The organism is Palleronia sp. THAF1, from assembly GCF_009363795.1.
Lineage (GTDB): Bacteria > Pseudomonadota > Alphaproteobacteria > Rhodobacterales > Rhodobacteraceae > Palleronia.
Map to the genome: position 1 here is coordinate 2,694,498 of NZ_CP045420.1, position 16,224 is coordinate 2,710,721.

Consider the following 16,224-nt stretch of genomic DNA (forward strand, 5'->3'; position numbering starts at 1 on the left):
CGCGCCCGCCCCCTGCTTCCTTAGCCACGGTCGCGATCATGGCCGTGGCCGCGTTTGCCATCGTGACCACGCTTGCCGTGCTCGGGCAGATCGGCGATCTCTTCGGCGTCGAGCACGCCATCATCATTGGCATCGGCCCGCTCGAACATCCGCTCGATCCGGTCGCCCCGGTTGCCGCGCGGCTGGGGCAGGTTGTCGATGGCGATCTGGCCATCGCCGTCCTCGTCGAAGCGGTCGAACATCTGGCCCGCGCGGTCAGTCGCGCGCTGGGTGGCGCGCTCGGTTGCGGCGGCGATCACCTCGTCGCGGGTAAGCGTGCCATCGCCATTCGAATCAGCCATGGCCATCGGGTTGGCGGGCGCAGCCTGTGCTTCTTCCAGCGAGACCTGACCGTCGCCATTCGTATCAAGCCGCAGGATCGGGTGCGGACGCTCTGCCTGCGGCGTGGTGTCCTGCGCGATGGCGGTGGTGGTCAATGTGGTGCCTGCCAGCAGGGCAAGAAGGGTGGTGCGGATCATCGGGTTTCTCCTGAGTTTCTTTGGCCGTCTGCCTCGACGACGCCCCTGATACGCGGCCCGCGCCACCTTCCGTCGCCCACCGCGACAAATCAAGGATCACGCATGCGCGAGCGCACGTCTTACTTGCGAGAGTGTCAACTTTAGTGTTCACTCTGTGTATGAGTGTCAACTTATCCTTACACCCCGAGCGGCGCACACCCGAACCGGCCGCCCTGCTGACCCTGATCAAGCCGATCACGTGGTTCCCGCCGATGTGGGCCTATCTTTGCGGCGTCGTCTCTGCCGGCGTCTGGCCCTCAGAGTGGGCGCTGGTGGTCTTGGGCGTCGTGCTGGCCGGTCCCATCGTCTGCGGGATGAGCCAGGCGGCGAATGACTGGTGCGACCGCCGTGTGGACGCCATCAACGAACCGGATCGGCCCATTCCTTCGGGCCGCGTGCCGGGCCGTTGGGGGCTGTGGGTGGCGCTGGCCATGTCCGTACTGTCGCTGGCCGTCGGCTGGATGCTGGGGCCGTGGGGCTTTGGTGCGACGCTCGTCGCCGTCGCCGCCGCCTGGGCCTATTCCGCAGAGCCCCTGCGCCTCAAGCGTGACGGCTGGTGGGGGCCGCTGTTGGTGGGCTTTGCCTACGAGGGGCTTCCGTGGTTCACCGGCGCCGCCGTCGTCAGCGCCGCAGCACCGTCGTTCTTCGTGGTGCTGGTGGCGTTCCTCTATGCCGTCGGCGCACAGGGCATCATGGTCCTGAACGACTTCAAGGCGGTCGAGGGCGACCGGGCCATGGGCATCCGCTCGCTGCCCGTCACCAAGGGCCCCGCCATCGCCGCACGGCTGGCCTGCTGCGTGATGATCCTGCCGCAAATGTTGGTCGCGACGATGCTGCTGATTTGGGGCCAGCCGATCTACGCGCTCGCCATTACTGGCCTGATCGTCGTCCAAGGCGCCATGATGCGCCGCTTCCTTCAAGCCCCGGCCCAGCGTGCGCTGTGGTATTCGGGCTTCGGCGTGCCGCTTTATGTGGCGGGCATGATGGTCGCCGCCTTCGCGATCCGGGGGCTGGTGCTGTGACCCTGTCTTGGCTGTCCATCGTGCGGCTGGGGCTGGTCCAGATGTGCCTTGGGGCCATCGTCGTGCTGACGACCAGCACGCTGAACCGTCTGATGGTCGTCGAACTGGCCCTGCCCGCCGTCCTGCCGGGCGCGCTGGTGGCGTTGCACTACGGCGTGCAGATCACACGTCCCAACTGGGGCTTTCTGTCCGATACAGGCGGCCACCGCACCCGCTGGATCATCGGCGGCATGGCGGTTCTAGGCGCAGGCGCGCTGATCGCTGCCGCAGCCATTCCGCTATTGGACACGAACTTCGCCGCTGGCCTTGGCATCTCGATACTCGCCTATGCGCTGATCGGTCTGGGCGTCGGCGCCTCCGGCACGTCGCTTCTGGCGCTTCTGGCCACCGCTACTGCGCCGCACCGCCGGGCCGCTGCCGCCACGATCACATGGCTGATGATGATATTCGGCATCGCCGTGACGGCCGGCGTCGTCGGCGGGTTGCTCGATCCCTACTCTCCCGCACGCCTGCTGGTCATCGTCGCCGCCGTCTGCGCCATCGCGCTGGTCCTGACCATCGTGGCCACCTTCCGTATCGAGCGCGGGTTGATCGCCCGGCCAGAGCCTGACCCCATGCCGTTCCGCGAAGGGCTGGCAGAAGTCTGGGCAGAACCCAAGGCGCGCGCCTTCACCCTGTTCGTCTTCCTGTCGATGACCGCCTACTTCATGCAAGAGTTGATCCTGGAACCCTACGCCGGTCTGGTCTTCGCCTTCACGCCGGGCCAATCGACCTCGCTGTCCGGCGCACAGAACGGCGGGGTCTTCGTCGGTATGCTGATCGTCGGCATCATGGCCACCGGCTTCCGCTTCGGCGCCCTGCGCGATTGGGTCGTTGCGGGCTGCGTCGGCTCTGCGGCGGCGCTTTGTGCCATTGGCCTGCTGGGCCAGACGGGCGCGAACCTGCTGGTCCCGGCCACCGTCGCACTGGGTGTCTTCAACGGCATGTTCGCCGTTGCCGCCATCGGGTCGATGATGGCTTTGGCGGGTGAAGGACGTGGTGCGCGCGAAGGCACGCGCATGGGTCTGTGGGGTGCGGCGCAGGCCATCGCCGCAGGGTTCGGCGGGCTGACAGGCGCCGCGGCGGTGGATATCGCGCGCACGCTGACGACCGACGCCACGGCCTTCGGGCTCGTTTTCGCGGCAGAGGCCGTTCTTTTCGTCGCAGCAGCCGTCATGGCCGCGCGGATCATGGAGGGGCGTACTGCCGCCCCGCAATTCAGGGGTGAAGCACATGTATGATGTCGTCGTGATCGGGGGCGGACCTTCGGGTGCCATCGCCGCAGAAGATCTGGCCCGCGCCGGTCGCAAAGTTGCCCTGCTGGACAAGGCCGGCCGCATCAAACCCTGCGGCGGCGCCATCCCGCCCCGCCTGATCGCGGATTTCGAAATCCCCGACAGCCAGCTTGTCGCCAAGGTGAACACCGCGCGGATGATCTCTCCAACGGGGCGCGCGGTGGATATTCCCATCGAGAACGGTTTCGTCGGCATGGTCGATCGCGGACCGTTCGACGAATATCTGCGCCAGCGCGCCGTCGATGCCGGGGCCACCCGCATCACGGGCCAGTACCTTCGGATCGAGCGTGGCGACACGACGGCGGTGGCTTACCGCTGCAAGGACACGGGCGAGGAAAAGTACCTGCCCACGCGCCTGATCGTCGGTGCAGACGGCGCGCGCAGCCGCGTCGCCAAGTCAGAGGTGCCGGGCGGCAAGGAAATCCCCTACGTTATCGCCTACCACGAAATCATCGCCGCACCCACTCAGGCCACCGAAGCCTACGACCCAACCCGTTGCGACGTGATCTACGATGGCAAGGTCAGCCCTGACTTCTACGGCTGGGTCTTCCCGCACGGCCACTCGGCAAGCGTTGGCATGGGCACGGGCATCGACGGCATCGACCTGAAGGAAGCCACCAAAGCCCTGCGCGCCGCCTCTGGCCTGTCGGACTGCGAGACGTTTCGCCGCGAAGGTGCGCCAATCCCCCTGCGCCCGTTGGATACATGGGACAACGGCAAGGACGTCATCCTCGCGGGCGACGCGGCGGGTGTCGTGGCGCCGTCCTCGGGCGAGGGCATCTACTACGCCATGGTCGGCGGCCGGGTTGCCGCCACCGCAGCACAGGCCTGCCTCGCCAGCGGCAAGGCGAAGGACCTGCAACTGGCGCGCAAGCTGTTCATGAAAGAGCACAAGACCGTCTTCAAGGTCCTGCGCACCATGCAGGATGCCTATTACAAGTCCGACGAGCGCCGCGAACGCTTCGTCTCGCTCTGTCACGACGTGGACGTCCAGCGCCTGACGTTCGAGGCCTATATGAACAAGAAGCTGGTCGGCGGTCGGCCCCTTGCGCACCTGAAGATCGGCGTGAAGAACATGGCACACCTGCTGCGCCTTGTCCCGGAAGCCCACGTATGACCATCACCATCCCCGCCTGGATCGACGGGCGCCTTCAGCCCGTCGAGAAGCTGACAGCCCATAAACGCGGGCTGCGCCACAAGGCGGTGTCTGTCTTCGTGATGGCCGGGGATGCGCTGCTGCTGCAGAAACGCGCGTCGGTGAAATACCACACGCCGGGCCTGTGGACGAACACCTGCTGCACCCATCCCGACTGGGACGAAGACCCCCACACCTGCGCCATCCGGCGGCTGGACGAGGAACTGGGTCTGCGCGCCCCGGCCCTGACCCATCGCGGACAGGTCGAGTATCGCGCCGATGTAGGCGGCGGGTTGGTCGAGCACGAAGTGGTCGAGCTTTACACCGCCGACGCCGAGATGACCCTTCCGCTGCGTCCGAACCCGGAAGAAGTCAGTGAAACCCGCTGGATGCGGCTTCACGATCTCGTCAGGGATGTGTCGGAAAACCCTGCGAACTATACGCCGTGGCTGCGAATTTACCTTGAGAAACATGGCGAAGCGATCTTCGGAGAGCGGCTCGCCTCCTGACGGGCGCTGGGGCCACACCTGAACCCCGTTGCGCGGTCGTGCGTTGTGATTGCAGATCGGGGATGGCAGATCATCCCCAACCCTGACTTCGCGGAACCAGACACATGCAGCTGACACGACGCCACTTCATCGCGACCGGACTGACGGTCCTGTGCCCATCTGCCGTTCTGGGCCACGCCGGACTGCCCCACACCTCGCGCGATACGATGACTGCGCGTGACGTTCCGGTGCGGTCGGATGTGGCCGTCGATACGATCCATATCTTCCCGGAGTACTTCTCGCTCTACCACGTCCGTTCGCCCGGTCAGGCGCGCGAGTACCACATCGCCGTGGGCGAGCAGGGCCGCAACATGTCCGGCACAACCGTCATCCAGCGCAAGGCAGAGTGGCCGTCTTGGACTCCGACGCAGAACATGATCCGCCGTGAGCCCAACGTCTACGCGAAGTATGCCGGCGGCATGGAAGGCGGCCCCGACAACCCGCTGGGCGCCCGCGCGCTGTACCTGTACCGCAATGGCCGCGACACGATGTACCGCATTCACGGCACGCCCCAGCCCTGGACCATCGGCATGGCCGCATCCTCTGGCTGCATCCGCCTGACGAATGACGACGTGATCGAGCTGTATCCGAACGTCGCCACCGGAACGCGTGTGACGACTTACGTCTAAGGTGCTTCAGCCATCGAGACTGTGTGCGCCGCTGATGCTGCGTCCCCTCCCTGTTGCGAGCAGGGGCGTTTCAATGGCGCTGATTACAGTCTTCCTGGGAATTGCCGTTGCCCTTTGGGCGTCCGACGCACGCGCTCAAGACCCCTACGCCGACGCGCCGCCATTCGATCCGTCGGCGGCCTGGTGTACGGACGACCTCTACATGTCACCTGGCGCGCAGAGATACGTCCCGGACGGCGCAATAGCCCAGGTTGGACCGTACTATCTTCGGGTTTGCCTCAACGGCCCTAGCAGGTCGGCACCCGGCGAAAGAGCGATGCGCTTCTTCTACAACCCCGAGCGCGTGGAAGGTCTATCCAGCGTCAAAGTCATGACGGGCCTGATGGTCAACGCTTTCTCTCCTTGGGTTGAAAAGCTTCAATCGACTCTTTCTCGGCACCAGTATGTCGGCGCACAGCAGATCGGTGGCGCGACCTACAGCATTTACCGTTACGTTCGACCTGACGGAGATCTGGGCGGTGCAACATTCGTCTACAAGACGGACGACGTGACGAGGGAGGATGCGCTGCCACCGCATCTGTTCGAGTGTACGCAGCCGGTCGTTCCACCGTATGCGCTGCAAGGCCGGTGCTTTCTGGATATCGGCTAGGGGGAGATTTGGGCGAGCCTTCTCTTTCTCAGCGTCGCGCCCGCAGTACCCACACCAATCCCCGTCAACCGCTTTCCCGAATTCGCACTCGACATGAAACGGGTGCTGGAAACCGCCGATGTGACGGATGAGTACAAGAACGCGGATCTGGATCTGCCCTTCCTTCAATAGTGCATCTGCAAGCTTGGCCATTAGTGATTGTTATCCGCTCGAAGATTCACCGAAAGCTTCTTCCCAACCAAAAAAGCACCGCCACGGCGATGCCGGGCGGTGCAAGGTTCCTGTAGCCAACAGGAAGGGAACCGGGGCCCCGCCAAGGGCCCCTTTATCGCGTGACCCATGGGTCGTGCGATCCCGGAAGAAGCGCGTGGGCAAAGCCCCGCGCTTCTGTTTCGATCAGGTAAGGACCCGCTGCACGGCGTCGATCGCCGCATAGGGGTCTTCCGGCAGCACCCGCGACAGCAGGCGCAGCGCGTAGATGAACAGCACCACTCCGAAGAACAGGACGGCGGCATAGAACGCGCCCTTACCCATCTGCAGCGCCACCCAGCTATACAGCGAAGGTGCCGTGTCGTGCTCCAGGTGCCAACCCGACGGCTGGTCCTGGCGCTTGGCGAACTTCTTGGCGGATTCGGTCATATCGCTCATTGCGTCACTCCATCACTGGGGGGCTGTAGATCATGAACTCTTCCGGCGTGCGGGCGGGAACGTAGTTGTTCTGCGCACCGTAGCCGTGGTCCTGCGCCCAGATGAACCAGTTGTCGACGACCGTGCCGGTCAGCAGGATACCGATGCCGCCGGTCAGCGTCGTCAGCACCGCGAACCACCACGCCCAGCGGTGGATACCTTCCATCGTGGCGTTGAAGCCCATGGTCCAGCGCCAGAACAGGCCAGCCCGTTCAGAGGCCGTGCCCCGGTCGTGGATCTGGTCCAACTCGCGGTCCGCACCGTAGCGCGAACAGGCCAGGATGGTGCCGCCGTGCATGGCGAACAGCAGGACCGAGCCGTAGAGGAACACGATCGAAAGCGCGTGGAACGGATTGTAGAACAGGTTGCCGTAAGTCAGCGAGAACAGGTTCGTCCAATCAAGGTGCGGGAAGATGCCGTAGGGCACGGCTTCCGACCACGATCCCATCAGCAGCGGACGGATCAGGCCCAGCACAAGGAACAACCACACCGCGCTGGCGAAGGCCCAGAACACGTGCTTGCCCATCTTGAGCTGCGCCGCCAACTGCCAGCTGCGCGCCAGCCAAGACATCACCGCAACCAACAAAAGCGCCGAGGCGATCAGGAACAGGCCACCATCCCACAGGGGCGGGATCGACAGGCCGTACTCAGGCGAAGGCGGCTCTAGCGCCAAGTAGAACAGCTCGCGGAAGAATAGCGCCGGATTAAAGTCCACCTGCACCCAGAAGCTGATGCCCACCAAGAAGAACCACAGCCCGCCCGTGATGAACGACAGCACGCCGAACGGCCCCAGGTAGATCGGTCCAAGCTGCGCGTTGCCCAGCCAGCCCAGCAGCTGGCTGAAGCCACCGGGATCTGTGCGATCACGTTCGTCCAGTCCCGCGCCGACCATGCCGGTTTCGGGCGGACCCTGAACCTGCACCTGCGTGAAGATGTTTTGATATTGGATTTTCGATGCCATGTCTCAGACCCTCCTTACAGGTCGGCCCACCAGGGCAGGTTGAGATACCAGTCCCACCAGACGACCCATTGGTCGAACCAGATGGTGCCAGAGATCACGATGCAGACCGCCGACCAGAACCCGGCGTTGATCGCCAGCAGCCAGCCCAGACGGTGGATACCCATCGGCCCGATCGAGTAGCCGATGAAGTCGCGGAAGAACGTGTCTTCGTGGTCGGGCGACTTCATGGGCTCGCCCTTTTCGGGGTTTGCCGCGGACAGGATCAGCGATCCGTGCAGCGCAAGCGCCAGTGTGGTGGTGAAGAACAGGGTCACCGCCAGCATGTGCGCCGGGTTGTAGTGGAAGTTGCCGTACAGGTAGCCGGTGTAGCTGACCCAATCGAGGTGGCTCCAGATACCGTAAGGGAACGCATGGCCCCAGGCACCCATCAGCACCGGACGGATCACCTGCAGCGTGGTGTAGGCGAAGATCGCGACGAGGAAGGCGATCGGCACGTGGAAGCCGATTCCCAGCTTGCGACAGATCTCGATCTCGCGGAACGCCCAGCTTAGGAAAGCACCGTGCGCGCAGATCGTGATGATCTGCCACAACCCACCCAATTGCAGGGGTGCAGCCCCCAAACCGTAGGAAATGGGCGGCGGGTTGACCGAGATCAGCCACGGGTTCCAGACGCCCTGGATCGCTGCGGTATAGAAAATGAGGATGGTTCCGAGACCGGCGAAGAAAACCGTCGTGATCCCGAAGAAGCCTACGTAGAACGGGCCGACCCAGAAATCGAACAGATCGCCACCGATAAGCGTGCCACCCGGCACGCGGTATTTTCGTTCGAAGCTGAGCAATGCCATCTTTCGACTCCGTTACTTGGCGGCGTGGTGGGCCGTCGTGTCTTACAATTGAAAGGCGTGGGGCGGGCGGACCCGCCCCGACGCGGTTGTCAGGGCCGGATCACTCGGCAGCCGAGGACTCGCCGGGCACGCCATACTTGGCGGCCGAGGTCTCGAACCAGTTGTACCGGTCCGTGCTGAGCAGGACGAGGTGAATCATCGCTGCAAGCAGGAACAGGAACACGCCCTGCGCCACGAAAACGCGACGCGGGTCGAAAACCAGCCAGATCTTGTAAAAGTTTGCCATTGTCTAAGTCCCCCTCAGAACCACGGGCGCCAGATGAACACCGCGATATGAGCGAGAATCGCGACGATGGAGAAAAGCCAAAGTCCGCTCATATAGACGGAGTGCAGCTCTTGCGCCTGCTCGTCGGTAAGACCCGTAAAGGACAGGTCGGTTCTATCAGCCATTATTGAACACTCCTAGAGTATCGTGCTGACGCCGCGGGGCCCCGCGGCCGGGTTCCAGCTTACGCCGGACTTCTCGTTGACCCGAGGGCCCCCGTGAATTTCGTGTGTGGATCACGCCGAGAAGATCATCGGCGTGATGATGCGTGCCTGGCTCCAGGCGCGCTTGATGGGTCCGCGCTCGGGCAGACCGCTCGAGCGGATCGCCGTCAGTGCCCAAGTCAGGCAGGCCAGCGGAACGGTCGCGGCGAAGATGATCGCGAAATAGATTGCGAACTCTGTCTTCAGGCCGGTCTTGCCGCGCTCGGCGGCTGCGAAACCCGTGTTGGTCATGTCGCTCATTGGTCGTTCTCCCTGTTGGGTCGGTTCCGTGCGGGGCGCAGGGCCTGCACGATCTCTTTGGCCACCGTCTCATCGCCGTTTGCGAGGGACTGGCGCTCGGCTGCATCGCGCAGCTGGCGGGCGGCGGAAATTCGGGTCAGCACCGGGTGCTCTGCCACGATGCGGTCAAGCTCTGCCTGAGCTTCGGGCTCCCACGGCAGATCGCGGCGCAGTTGCGCGGGCGTGGCCGCTGCATCGTCCATCTCGCTGCCCAACGGCAGGATATGGAAGAGCGCGTCGAACAGCCCGTTGCAGATCTCTTGCAGCAGATAGGTGGCGCCGGCATAGCCCATGAAGGGCGTGCCCGTCGCACGCCGGATCGCGGCACCGGGGAAGCTGGCGGGGATGAACGAGGGCTGCGGGCCGTGGCCTGCTTTCGTTTCTGCCAGGTACATTTTCTCGTTGATCGATCCCATCAGGATCAGCGGCCGTTTCTCGTGGATCATCGAGCGCACGGCTTCGTTGTCGGACTTCTTGCCCGCGGTGCGTGAGACCGCGAAGGCACAAGGAAAGCCGAGCTCGTCTTCAAGATAGTGGCGGATGCCACGGGTATAGGTCTCGGTACCGACGATGCCGAACTCTGCGGTCGCAAAGAAATCCTGCGTGACAGAGCGCCACAGATCCCACACCGGCTTCAGCGTCGAATGTTTCTCGCGCTCGATGAAGGGCTGCGGGTCCAGACCCAGCATCGCGCCCAGCGTTTCCAGGAACCGCGTGGTGCTTTCGACGCCGATGGGCGCTTGCAGATACGGTTTGCCCAAGGCTTCCGACAGCCCGCGTCCGAATTCGCGATACATGCAAATGTTGACGTCGGCGTTCACCAGATTGCGCATCTCGGCCAGATGGCAGCCCAGCGGCATGACCATGTTGACCTCTGCGCCGATCCCTTCGACCAGACGCCGGATCTCGGCCAGATCGGAGGGCGAATTGAAGACGCCGTACATCGGACCAAGGATGTTCACGCGCGGAGCGGCGCCCTCTTCGCGCTTGGCCTCGGGCGGCATCCGCCCCTTGGTCTGGCCCCATTCGGTGAACAGCCAAGTCATCGCGCGGTCAGCGCATTGCCACTGATCCTCGTCGATGGTGCGGGGCAGGAAACGCTGGATGTTGGTGCCTTGCGGTGTGACACCGCCGCCGATCATCTCGGCGATGGAGCCGGTGACCACCACCGCCGGCAGCGCCGGGTCGAGCGTGTCCCAAGCGCGCTTCATGGCCGCTTCGGTGCCCGCACCCATCTCGTCTTCCGACAAGCCCGTCACCACGATCGGCATCTCGTGCGGCGGCAGGCCGTCGGTGTAGTGCAGAACAGAGGTCACGGGCAGGTTCTCGCAGCCTACGGGGCCGTCGATCACCACCTGCAATCCCTTGACGGCGGTAAAGGCGTAGACCGCCCCCCAATACCCGCCCGCGCGGTCGTGGTCGGTGATCAGCATTTGACACCGCCATTCGCCGCGACGCGGGCCTTCTCGGCCCGTTCCAGCTTCTTCTGGTTCTGCGCACGGAAATCGGCGCGAATGTTCGGCACACCCTCCCAGACACCGGCAGTATCGCCGCTGCCCACGCCTTCGTAGAACGCGCGCATCTTGGCCATCCGGTCGCGGTTCGCCATGGCGGTGTTGACCACCTGCGCCAGACTGCCCGCGCCCGCCGGACCCATCAGAGGCCGGGCGGAAATGAGGTTCGTGAAATAGAGCGCCGGGATACCCGCCTCCTTGGCCTTTTGGACGACCGGCGTGGTTCCGATTGCAAGGTCTGGCTTCACAGCCTCCATCGCTGCCAGATCGTCTTCAAGACTGGCGCGAAACTTCACCTTCACGCCCTTGGCCATCAGCCACTCCAGATCCGCCGCACTTGCCGGAGACTTGGCGCAGGCGGTTCCCACATATGGCACGTTCGCCCCGCTCTCGATCAGCAGACGGGCCACCAGCAATTCGCTGCCCTCGTAGCCCGACAGCGTGATCGTCCCGTCGATCCGCGCGCCCTGCAGCGCCCCCTTGATCGCGGGGAGAAAGGCGTTCTTCGCTGCACCGATCTGCGCCTCGGCCACGCCGAACGCATCACCGATGGCCGACAGCCAGGCGTCCGTTCCGTCGAGGCCTATCGGGGCTGATCCGATCACAGGCCGCCCAGCCCGCTCGAACACACGGGTGGCAGAGGTGTAGAACGGGTGGATCGCTGCCACCGCACCGCAATCAAGCGCGGCATAAAGCTCGCGCCATTCGCGGGCGGGCACGACCGGCCCGGCAGCCAGGCCCATGGGGGCCAGCATCGCACCGATCATCATGGGATCGGCGGGGAACATCTCTCCCAACAGCGCCACCGCCGGACGATCCGATGTACCGCTGGCCGGCTTCGCGACGGGGCCCGCTGCCACTTCTTCGGCAGCGTAGGCAAGCATCGCACCGGCCAGGACGTCCTTGGCTTCCGCATGGGTCGGCACACCAAAGCCCGGCACGTCGATGCCGATGATGCGCACACCGTTGATCTCTTTCGGCAGCAACCGAAGCGGCACGCCCGATGCTGTCGGAACGCAAAGGTTCGTCACCACGATGGCGTCGTATTGATCGGGGTTGGCAAGGTCGTGAACGCTGTCGCGGATATCCTCGAACAGCTTGCCAGTCACGAGCGATTCGGAATCGAACGGCACGTAACCGACCGACCGCCGCGCGCCGTAGAAATGACTGACAAAGGTCAGCCCGTAGACGCAGCACGCGCTACCGGACAGCACGGTCGCCACCCGGCGCATCCGCAAACCAGTCCGCAACGAGCCAAACGCAGGGCACATGCTCTGGGGCTGATCGTGCGGGCCCTTGGGATAATCGGCTGCGAACTGGTCAAGCAACTCGGACTGGCCCGCCTGACGCGCCGCCGCCTCCATCGTGGACCCGGCATGGCAGCCCATGCCGTCGACAGGCGCGTCGGCCACAGGCAACGCCTGCGTCGTCTCGGTTCCGTCATATGCCACGTCATCACTCATTTCATCGTTCCACAAATACCTCGGGGGTGCGGGGGCTAGCCCCCGCCGGTCTCACTCAAGCCTCGTCGTAGATCACTTCCAGCGACGCCTTCGGCGCGCTCTTCGTGCCGCGCATGTCGGCGTCGGTGGCGGGCACCAGCGTCACGTCGCCGCCTGTGTCCTTGCTGTCGAACAGCGCAAGCAAGCCGTCTTGATCCAGCGCGGTCGGGTGCTGCGGTCCGGCGGCGGAAACCTCCTCTGCCAGCCCCGCGAACAGGCTGCCCCACTGGGACTCTTCGGTGCCGACGATCTGGTAATTCGCCGATTTCTTGCGCAGGTCGTCGTCCTGCGGGATCGCGGCCAGCACGGGGATACCGACGGCCTTGGCAAAGGCCTGCGCCTCTCCGGATCCGTCGTCCTTGTTGATGACCAATCCGGCCACACCGACGTTGCCGCCCAGCTTGCGGAAGTATTCCACCGCCGAACAGACGTTGTTTGCCACATACAGCGACTGCAGATCGTTCGAGCCAACCAGGATCACCTTTTGCGCCATATCCCGGGCAATGGGCAGGCCGAAGCCGCCGCAGACCACGTCGCCCAGGAAGTCGAGCAGCACGTAGTCGAAATCCCAGTCGTGGAAGCCCAGCTTTTCCAGCAGCTCGAAGCCGTGGATGATGCCGCGCCCGCCGCAGCCGCGACCAACCTCTGGTCCACCCAACTCCATTGCGTAGACGCCGCCACGCTTGAAGCAGACATCACCGATGGCGACTTCTTCTCCAGCCAGCTTCTTGCGGGTGCTGGTCTCGATGATCGTGGGGCACGCCTTGCCGCCGAACAGCAGCGACGTGGTGTCAGATTTCGGATCGCAGCCGATCAGCAGGACGCGTTTGCCCTGCTCGGCCATCATGTGGGACAGGTTCGCCAGCGTAAAGGATTTGCCAATGCCGCCCTTGCCGTAGATCGCGATGATCTGGCACTTGCTCGTCGGCTCACCCTGCGGGATTTCCAACGTCGGCTCGGCGGCTTCCGCGCGCAGACCGGCGTCATAGTCCTTGAGGTTCGGAACGGTGTTCGGATCGTCGAGGCTCATGCCACGTCCTTCCAATTCAGCAGTAGTTTCAGGCAGGCGGGATCGGTAAAGGCGGTCTCATAGGCCTCCGCTCCGTCCGATGCGCTGCGTCGATGCGTAACCAGCCCGTCGAGCGACAGGGCGCCCTGCTCGACCAGTTGGCGGGTCACGCTCATGTCATTCGCGTTCCACTCGGCAGCCACCCGCAGGCGGGCCTCCTTCATGAAGGCGGGCGGGAAGGCGAAGCTGATGGGGTCGGTGTAAAACCCGGCCAGCACGATCTCTCCGCCCTTTTCGATGCGCCCGATCAGCTCGGGCAGCAGGTCGGCGCGGCCGCTGGCATCGAAGATGCAGCCGTAGTCGCGCGTCTCATCGGTGTCTGGATGGATCACATCATAGCCGCTTGCGCCGCCCATGCGATCGGGCGCGACCTCCCAAACGGTCGGCCCACCGCCGGCAAGAACGGTCAGGCGGGCCAGAAGGCGGCCCAAGGTCCCGTGGCCGACGATCAGATCGGGCAATTCGGTGCGTAGCCCGGCGATGGCGTGGCGGGCCGTGGCGGCCAGCGCCAGCAACGCGCCATTCTCACCCATGCCAGCATCGACCTTCGTCAGGCGTGACGCGGCAGAGACGATTCGCTTGGATGCGCCACCGAACAAACCGCGCACGCCGTCGTAGCAGTCGGCGCCGGGAACGAAGACCGTATCACCGACCCGAAGGCCCGCGCCGGGCGTGGTTTCGACGACTTCTCCCAGGCTCTCGTAGCCGGGCACCAGCGGGTAACCCATACCGGGGAACGGCGGCATGCGCCCATCCCAGAACAGCTTTTCGGTGCCGGTCGACACGCCGGAGGTTGCGATCTCTACCACAACATCGCCCTCGGTCGGGGCGGCCAAAGCCACGGTGTCCAGCCCCAGGCTGCGCGGTCCTTCCAAGATGATGGCCGTGGTGTCGATGATCGCATCCTCCCCAGGACAGAACGGTGTTCCGTCATCACGACGGGTTGAGTGTCAGTTTAACTTTACAGTCTTTGGTGTCAAATGAATTAGACAGATTGCCTGTCAGGCGCGACCCTCGACCACCGAGGTGACGAAGGCTCGGTGTGGCTTCGGCGCGCGGATATCCGTGAAGCCTGCTTGGCGCATCAGCGCTGCTATACGGGCCTGAGAGCGCGCTTGGCCCGTGCCCATCGCGGCGCAATAGGTCGCGAAATAGACATCCCCTGCGACGTGGGGCGCGTCTCCGCCGGTCATCGGCTCTGACACGATGAGCCGCCCACCCATTGGCAACGCAGCCTTCGTTTTGGCCAGAAGCGCCTGCACCGTGTCATCGGAATGATCGTAGAGCACGCGGATCAGGGTGATCGCGCCCTGCCCTTCGGGCAGCGCGTCCTCACGGAACGAGGCCGGCGCCTTTGTCACCTTCCCCGCCAACGCTTCGGGCACCGTGTCCAGCACTGTTGGCAGGTCAAACAAGGTGACGGCAGCGTCTGGATAGGCCTCCAGCACCTTCGCTGCGAAGGCCCCCGATCCGCCGCCCACATCCGTCAGCCGCGCCACGCCGCGCAGATCGACTTGCGAAAGCGTGTCCTCGGCCACCAGCGCCTGACTGTCGGCCATCAGCTTGCTGTAGCGCGTGGCTTCTTCCACTCCAGCACCGCCGCCGAAGACGTAGGGCCAGAAGCTGGCCAGTTCCGGCTTGGTCTCTCCTCGCAGGAAGGCGACGGGATCGGCCAAATCGCGGTACAGAACATCATGGTGCAGGATCATGTCGGTCAGGCCGGGCACGGAGCCCAGCACAGCGCCGCGCGGGGTGGTGGTGAAGTGCGCGCCATCCAAAGACAGCAGCCCCATGGCGACACCGGCGCGACACAGCAGGTCCGCGCGGTCGACTGACAGGCCCAGATCGGGGGCAAGGGCGGCTACGGTCTGGGGTGAGCGGCATCGCTCCAGCACGTCCAGCTTCACCAGCGCCTGCAGCATCTGGCTTTGCACAAAACCCGCGACTAGATCGAACATGCGCGCGCCCTCGGCCCGCACGAACGGGCGGGTCAGCGGGAAGCGCGCAGCTTTGTTCTGAAACGCAGGGTCAGAGACCGTCCGAGCGATCCACCCGGCAAAGGGCAGCCTCATTCGCCGGGCTGACGCATCGCTTCGCGCGGCGCAAGCTTGCGGGCGTAGCGTGTGACCAGGTCGGCCAGCATCGCTTCGCCTTCACAGGACGGGATCGAGGCGATGGCACCGGACAGGATGTCATCCAATCGTTGCGCAGCACCCTGCACGCCGAACTCTGCCACGGCGGACGGGCGACCGTGGCGGTCGTCCTGACCGGCGGGCTTACCCAGGTCATCATCACTCATCAGGGCATCGCGCAGGTCGTCGGCGACCTGGAACGCCTCTCCGATGCGCGCGCCAAGCTCTTCCCATGGCTCGGGGTCTTGCCCCGCCGCGACCGCGCCCATCTGCGTCGCGGCGACGAACAGCGCCCCGGTCTTGGCGCGATGGTAGGCGCGCAGGTCGATCTTGTCCTCACTCTCCCACCCCTGCCCCGCACAGATGCCACCGGGCATGCCGGTGTGGCGGCCCAGCAGGCCGATCAGGGCAACAGTGCGGTCAGGAGAGTCCGCAGCAGCGCGGGCCAGCACCTCGAACCCCATGACGATCAGGCTGTCGCCCGCCAGCACGGCCAGCGGCTCGGAAAACGCACGGTGCACGCTGGGCTTGCCGCGCCGCAAGTCCGAATCGTCGAAACACGGCAGGTCATCGTGGACAAGGCTGGCGCAGTGGATCAGCTCGATGGCGGTGGCGGCCGCGTCCGTCACGCGCGGCGTCGGATCGCCGCAGGCCAGCGCCACGCTTGTCAGGATCGTTGGCCGAATGCGCGCGCCACCGGGCGTGCAACTGTAACGCAACGCAGCGGCCAAACGCGGCGGCGCACTGCCCGCTTGCCCCAAACGCAGGGCGGCTTCGATGGCGGGTTCGATCCGGCTGGCGAGCATATCGGT

The 16,224-nt window shown here is 64.7% G+C and carries 19 protein-coding genes; 6 read left to right on the forward strand and 13 right to left on the reverse strand.

The window, feature by feature from the left end; genetic code table 11:
* Positions 1–20: 20 nt before the first annotated feature.
* Entirely contained in the window at positions 21–518 is a 498-nt protein-coding gene (locus FIU81_RS13455) for an EF-hand domain-containing protein (RefSeq protein ID WP_124110582.1), read from the reverse strand.
* 158 nt (positions 519–676) lie between these two features.
* Between FIU81_RS13455 and chlG the strand changes: the two genes are divergently transcribed.
* The 6 genes from chlG (at position 677) to FIU81_RS13485 (ending at position 5,874) form a co-directional block, all read left to right on the forward strand.
* The gene (chlG, locus tag FIU81_RS13460) at positions 677–1,579 is read left to right on the forward strand and encodes a chlorophyll synthase ChlG (protein WP_124110581.1); all 903 of its coding nucleotides are present in this window, start codon (positions 677–679) and stop codon (positions 1,577–1,579) included.
* Complete coding sequence (locus FIU81_RS13465; protein WP_124110580.1) at positions 1,576–2,859, forward strand: BCD family MFS transporter; 1,284 nt, start codon at positions 1,576–1,578, stop codon at positions 2,857–2,859. The genes chlG and FIU81_RS13465 overlap by 4 nt, the downstream gene beginning before the upstream one ends.
* Positions 2,852–4,030, forward strand: coding sequence for a geranylgeranyl diphosphate reductase (locus tag FIU81_RS13470; protein WP_124110579.1), 1,179 nt, complete (start codon positions 2,852–2,854; stop codon positions 4,028–4,030). The genes FIU81_RS13465 and FIU81_RS13470 overlap by 8 nt, the downstream gene beginning before the upstream one ends.
* Positions 4,027–4,557 (forward strand): isopentenyl-diphosphate Delta-isomerase, encoded by a 531-nt coding sequence (gene idi, locus FIU81_RS13475; RefSeq protein ID WP_124110578.1) that lies wholly within the window; start codon positions 4,027–4,029, stop codon positions 4,555–4,557. Before FIU81_RS13470 ends, idi begins: the two co-directional genes overlap by 4 nt.
* 104 nt (positions 4,558–4,661) lie before the next feature.
* Positions 4,662–5,225: a L,D-transpeptidase gene (locus FIU81_RS13480; RefSeq protein WP_254695924.1), complete on the forward strand. Its 564-nt coding sequence runs from the start codon at positions 4,662–4,664 to the stop codon at positions 5,223–5,225.
* A 73-nt stretch (positions 5,226–5,298) separates the two neighbouring features.
* Complete coding sequence (locus FIU81_RS13485; RefSeq protein ID WP_124110577.1) at positions 5,299–5,874, forward strand: hypothetical protein; 576 nt, start codon at positions 5,299–5,301, stop codon at positions 5,872–5,874.
* Between the two features lie 396 nt (positions 5,875–6,270).
* On the opposite strand, the gene pufX is transcribed toward FIU81_RS13485, so the two are convergent.
* From pufX to FIU81_RS13545, 12 genes are all read right to left on the reverse strand, one after another.
* Positions 6,271–6,522: an RC-LH1 core complex protein PufX gene (gene pufX, locus FIU81_RS13490; protein ID WP_124110576.1), complete on the reverse strand. Its 252-nt coding sequence runs from the start codon at positions 6,520–6,522 to the stop codon at positions 6,271–6,273.
* Positions 6,523–6,526: 4 nt separating this feature from the next.
* Positions 6,527–7,522 (reverse strand): photosynthetic reaction center subunit M, encoded by a 996-nt coding sequence (gene pufM / locus FIU81_RS13495; RefSeq protein ID WP_124110575.1) that lies wholly within the window; start codon positions 7,520–7,522, stop codon positions 6,527–6,529.
* A gap of 14 nt (positions 7,523–7,536) precedes the next feature.
* Entirely contained in the window at positions 7,537–8,367 is an 831-nt protein-coding gene (gene pufL, locus FIU81_RS13500) for a photosynthetic reaction center subunit L (RefSeq protein WP_124110574.1), read from the reverse strand.
* A 100-nt stretch (positions 8,368–8,467) separates the two neighbouring features.
* Complete coding sequence (gene pufA / locus FIU81_RS13505) at positions 8,468–8,653, reverse strand: light-harvesting antenna LH1, alpha subunit (protein WP_124110573.1); 186 nt, start codon at positions 8,651–8,653, stop codon at positions 8,468–8,470.
* Positions 8,654–8,667: 14 nt separating this feature from the next.
* Positions 8,668–8,817, reverse strand: a complete 150-nt coding sequence (gene pufB / locus FIU81_RS13510; RefSeq protein WP_124110572.1) for a light-harvesting antenna LH1, beta subunit — start codon at positions 8,815–8,817, stop codon at positions 8,668–8,670.
* Positions 8,818–8,928: 111 nt separating this feature from the next.
* Positions 8,929–9,156, reverse strand: a complete 228-nt coding sequence (pufQ, locus tag FIU81_RS13515; protein ID WP_254695925.1) for a cytochrome PufQ — start codon at positions 9,154–9,156, stop codon at positions 8,929–8,931.
* Entirely contained in the window at positions 9,153–10,628 is a 1,476-nt protein-coding gene (gene bchZ, locus FIU81_RS13520) for a chlorophyllide a reductase subunit Z (RefSeq protein WP_124110571.1), read from the reverse strand. Before bchZ ends, pufQ begins: the two co-directional genes overlap by 4 nt.
* Positions 10,622–12,172 (reverse strand): chlorophyllide a reductase subunit Y, encoded by a 1,551-nt coding sequence (gene bchY, locus FIU81_RS13525; protein ID WP_124110570.1) that lies wholly within the window; start codon positions 12,170–12,172, stop codon positions 10,622–10,624. The genes bchZ and bchY overlap by 7 nt, the downstream gene beginning before the upstream one ends.
* A 55-nt stretch (positions 12,173–12,227) precedes the next feature.
* On the reverse strand, positions 12,228–13,241 hold the full coding sequence (locus FIU81_RS13530) for a chlorophyllide a reductase iron protein subunit X (protein ID WP_124110569.1): 1,014 nt from the start codon (positions 13,239–13,241) through the stop codon (positions 12,228–12,230).
* Complete coding sequence (bchC, locus tag FIU81_RS13535; RefSeq protein ID WP_124110568.1) at positions 13,238–14,176, reverse strand: chlorophyll synthesis pathway protein BchC; 939 nt, start codon at positions 14,174–14,176, stop codon at positions 13,238–13,240. The genes FIU81_RS13530 and bchC overlap by 4 nt, the downstream gene beginning before the upstream one ends.
* Before the next feature lie 105 nt (positions 14,177–14,281).
* The gene (locus FIU81_RS13540) at positions 14,282–15,352 is read right to left on the reverse strand and encodes a methyltransferase (protein WP_124110567.1); all 1,071 of its coding nucleotides are present in this window, start codon (positions 15,350–15,352) and stop codon (positions 14,282–14,284) included.
* Positions 15,349–16,218 (reverse strand): polyprenyl synthetase family protein, encoded by an 870-nt coding sequence (locus FIU81_RS13545; RefSeq protein WP_124110566.1) that lies wholly within the window; start codon positions 16,216–16,218, stop codon positions 15,349–15,351. The genes FIU81_RS13540 and FIU81_RS13545 overlap by 4 nt, the downstream gene beginning before the upstream one ends.
* Between the last annotated feature and the right edge of the window lie 6 nt (positions 16,219–16,224).

Bases quoted from the DNA above. Each gene is read 5' to 3' on its own strand.
- FIU81_RS13455 (WP_124110582.1), bottom strand. From the start codon at position 518: ATGATCCGCACCACCCTTCTTGCCCTGCTGGCAGGCACCACATTGACC.
- chlG (WP_124110581.1), top strand. From the start codon at position 677: ATGAGTGTCAACTTATCCTTACACCCCGAGCGGCGCACACCCGAACCG.
- FIU81_RS13470 (WP_124110579.1), top strand. From the start codon at position 2,852: ATGTATGATGTCGTCGTGATCGGGGGCGGACCTTCGGGTGCCATCGCC.
- idi (WP_124110578.1), top strand. From the start codon at position 4,027: ATGACCATCACCATCCCCGCCTGGATCGACGGGCGCCTTCAGCCCGTC.
- FIU81_RS13480 (WP_254695924.1), top strand. From the start codon at position 4,662: ATGCAGCTGACACGACGCCACTTCATCGCGACCGGACTGACGGTCCTG.
- FIU81_RS13485 (WP_124110577.1), top strand. From the start codon at position 5,299: ATGGCGCTGATTACAGTCTTCCTGGGAATTGCCGTTGCCCTTTGGGCG.
- pufX (WP_124110576.1), bottom strand. From the start codon at position 6,522: ATGAGCGATATGACCGAATCCGCCAAGAAGTTCGCCAAGCGCCAGGAC.
- pufM (WP_124110575.1), bottom strand. From the start codon at position 7,522: ATGGCATCGAAAATCCAATATCAAAACATCTTCACGCAGGTGCAGGTT.
- pufL (WP_124110574.1), bottom strand. From the start codon at position 8,367: ATGGCATTGCTCAGCTTCGAACGAAAATACCGCGTGCCGGGTGGCACG.
- pufA (WP_124110573.1), bottom strand. From the start codon at position 8,653: ATGGCAAACTTTTACAAGATCTGGCTGGTTTTCGACCCGCGTCGCGTT.
- pufB (WP_124110572.1), bottom strand. From the start codon at position 8,817: ATGGCTGATAGAACCGACCTGTCCTTTACGGGTCTTACCGACGAGCAG.
- pufQ (WP_254695925.1), bottom strand. From the start codon at position 9,156: ATGAGCGACATGACCAACACGGGTTTCGCAGCCGCCGAGCGCGGCAAG.
- bchZ (WP_124110571.1), bottom strand. From the start codon at position 10,628: ATGCTGATCACCGACCACGACCGCGCGGGCGGGTATTGGGGGGCGGTC.
- bchY (WP_124110570.1), bottom strand. From the start codon at position 12,172: ATGAGTGATGACGTGGCATATGACGGAACCGAGACGACGCAGGCGTTG.
- FIU81_RS13530 (WP_124110569.1), bottom strand. From the start codon at position 13,241: ATGAGCCTCGACGATCCGAACACCGTTCCGAACCTCAAGGACTATGAC.
- FIU81_RS13540 (WP_124110567.1), bottom strand. From the start codon at position 15,352: ATGAGGCTGCCCTTTGCCGGGTGGATCGCTCGGACGGTCTCTGACCCT.
- FIU81_RS13545 (WP_124110566.1), bottom strand. From the start codon at position 16,218: ATGCTCGCCAGCCGGATCGAACCCGCCATCGAAGCCGCCCTGCGTTTG.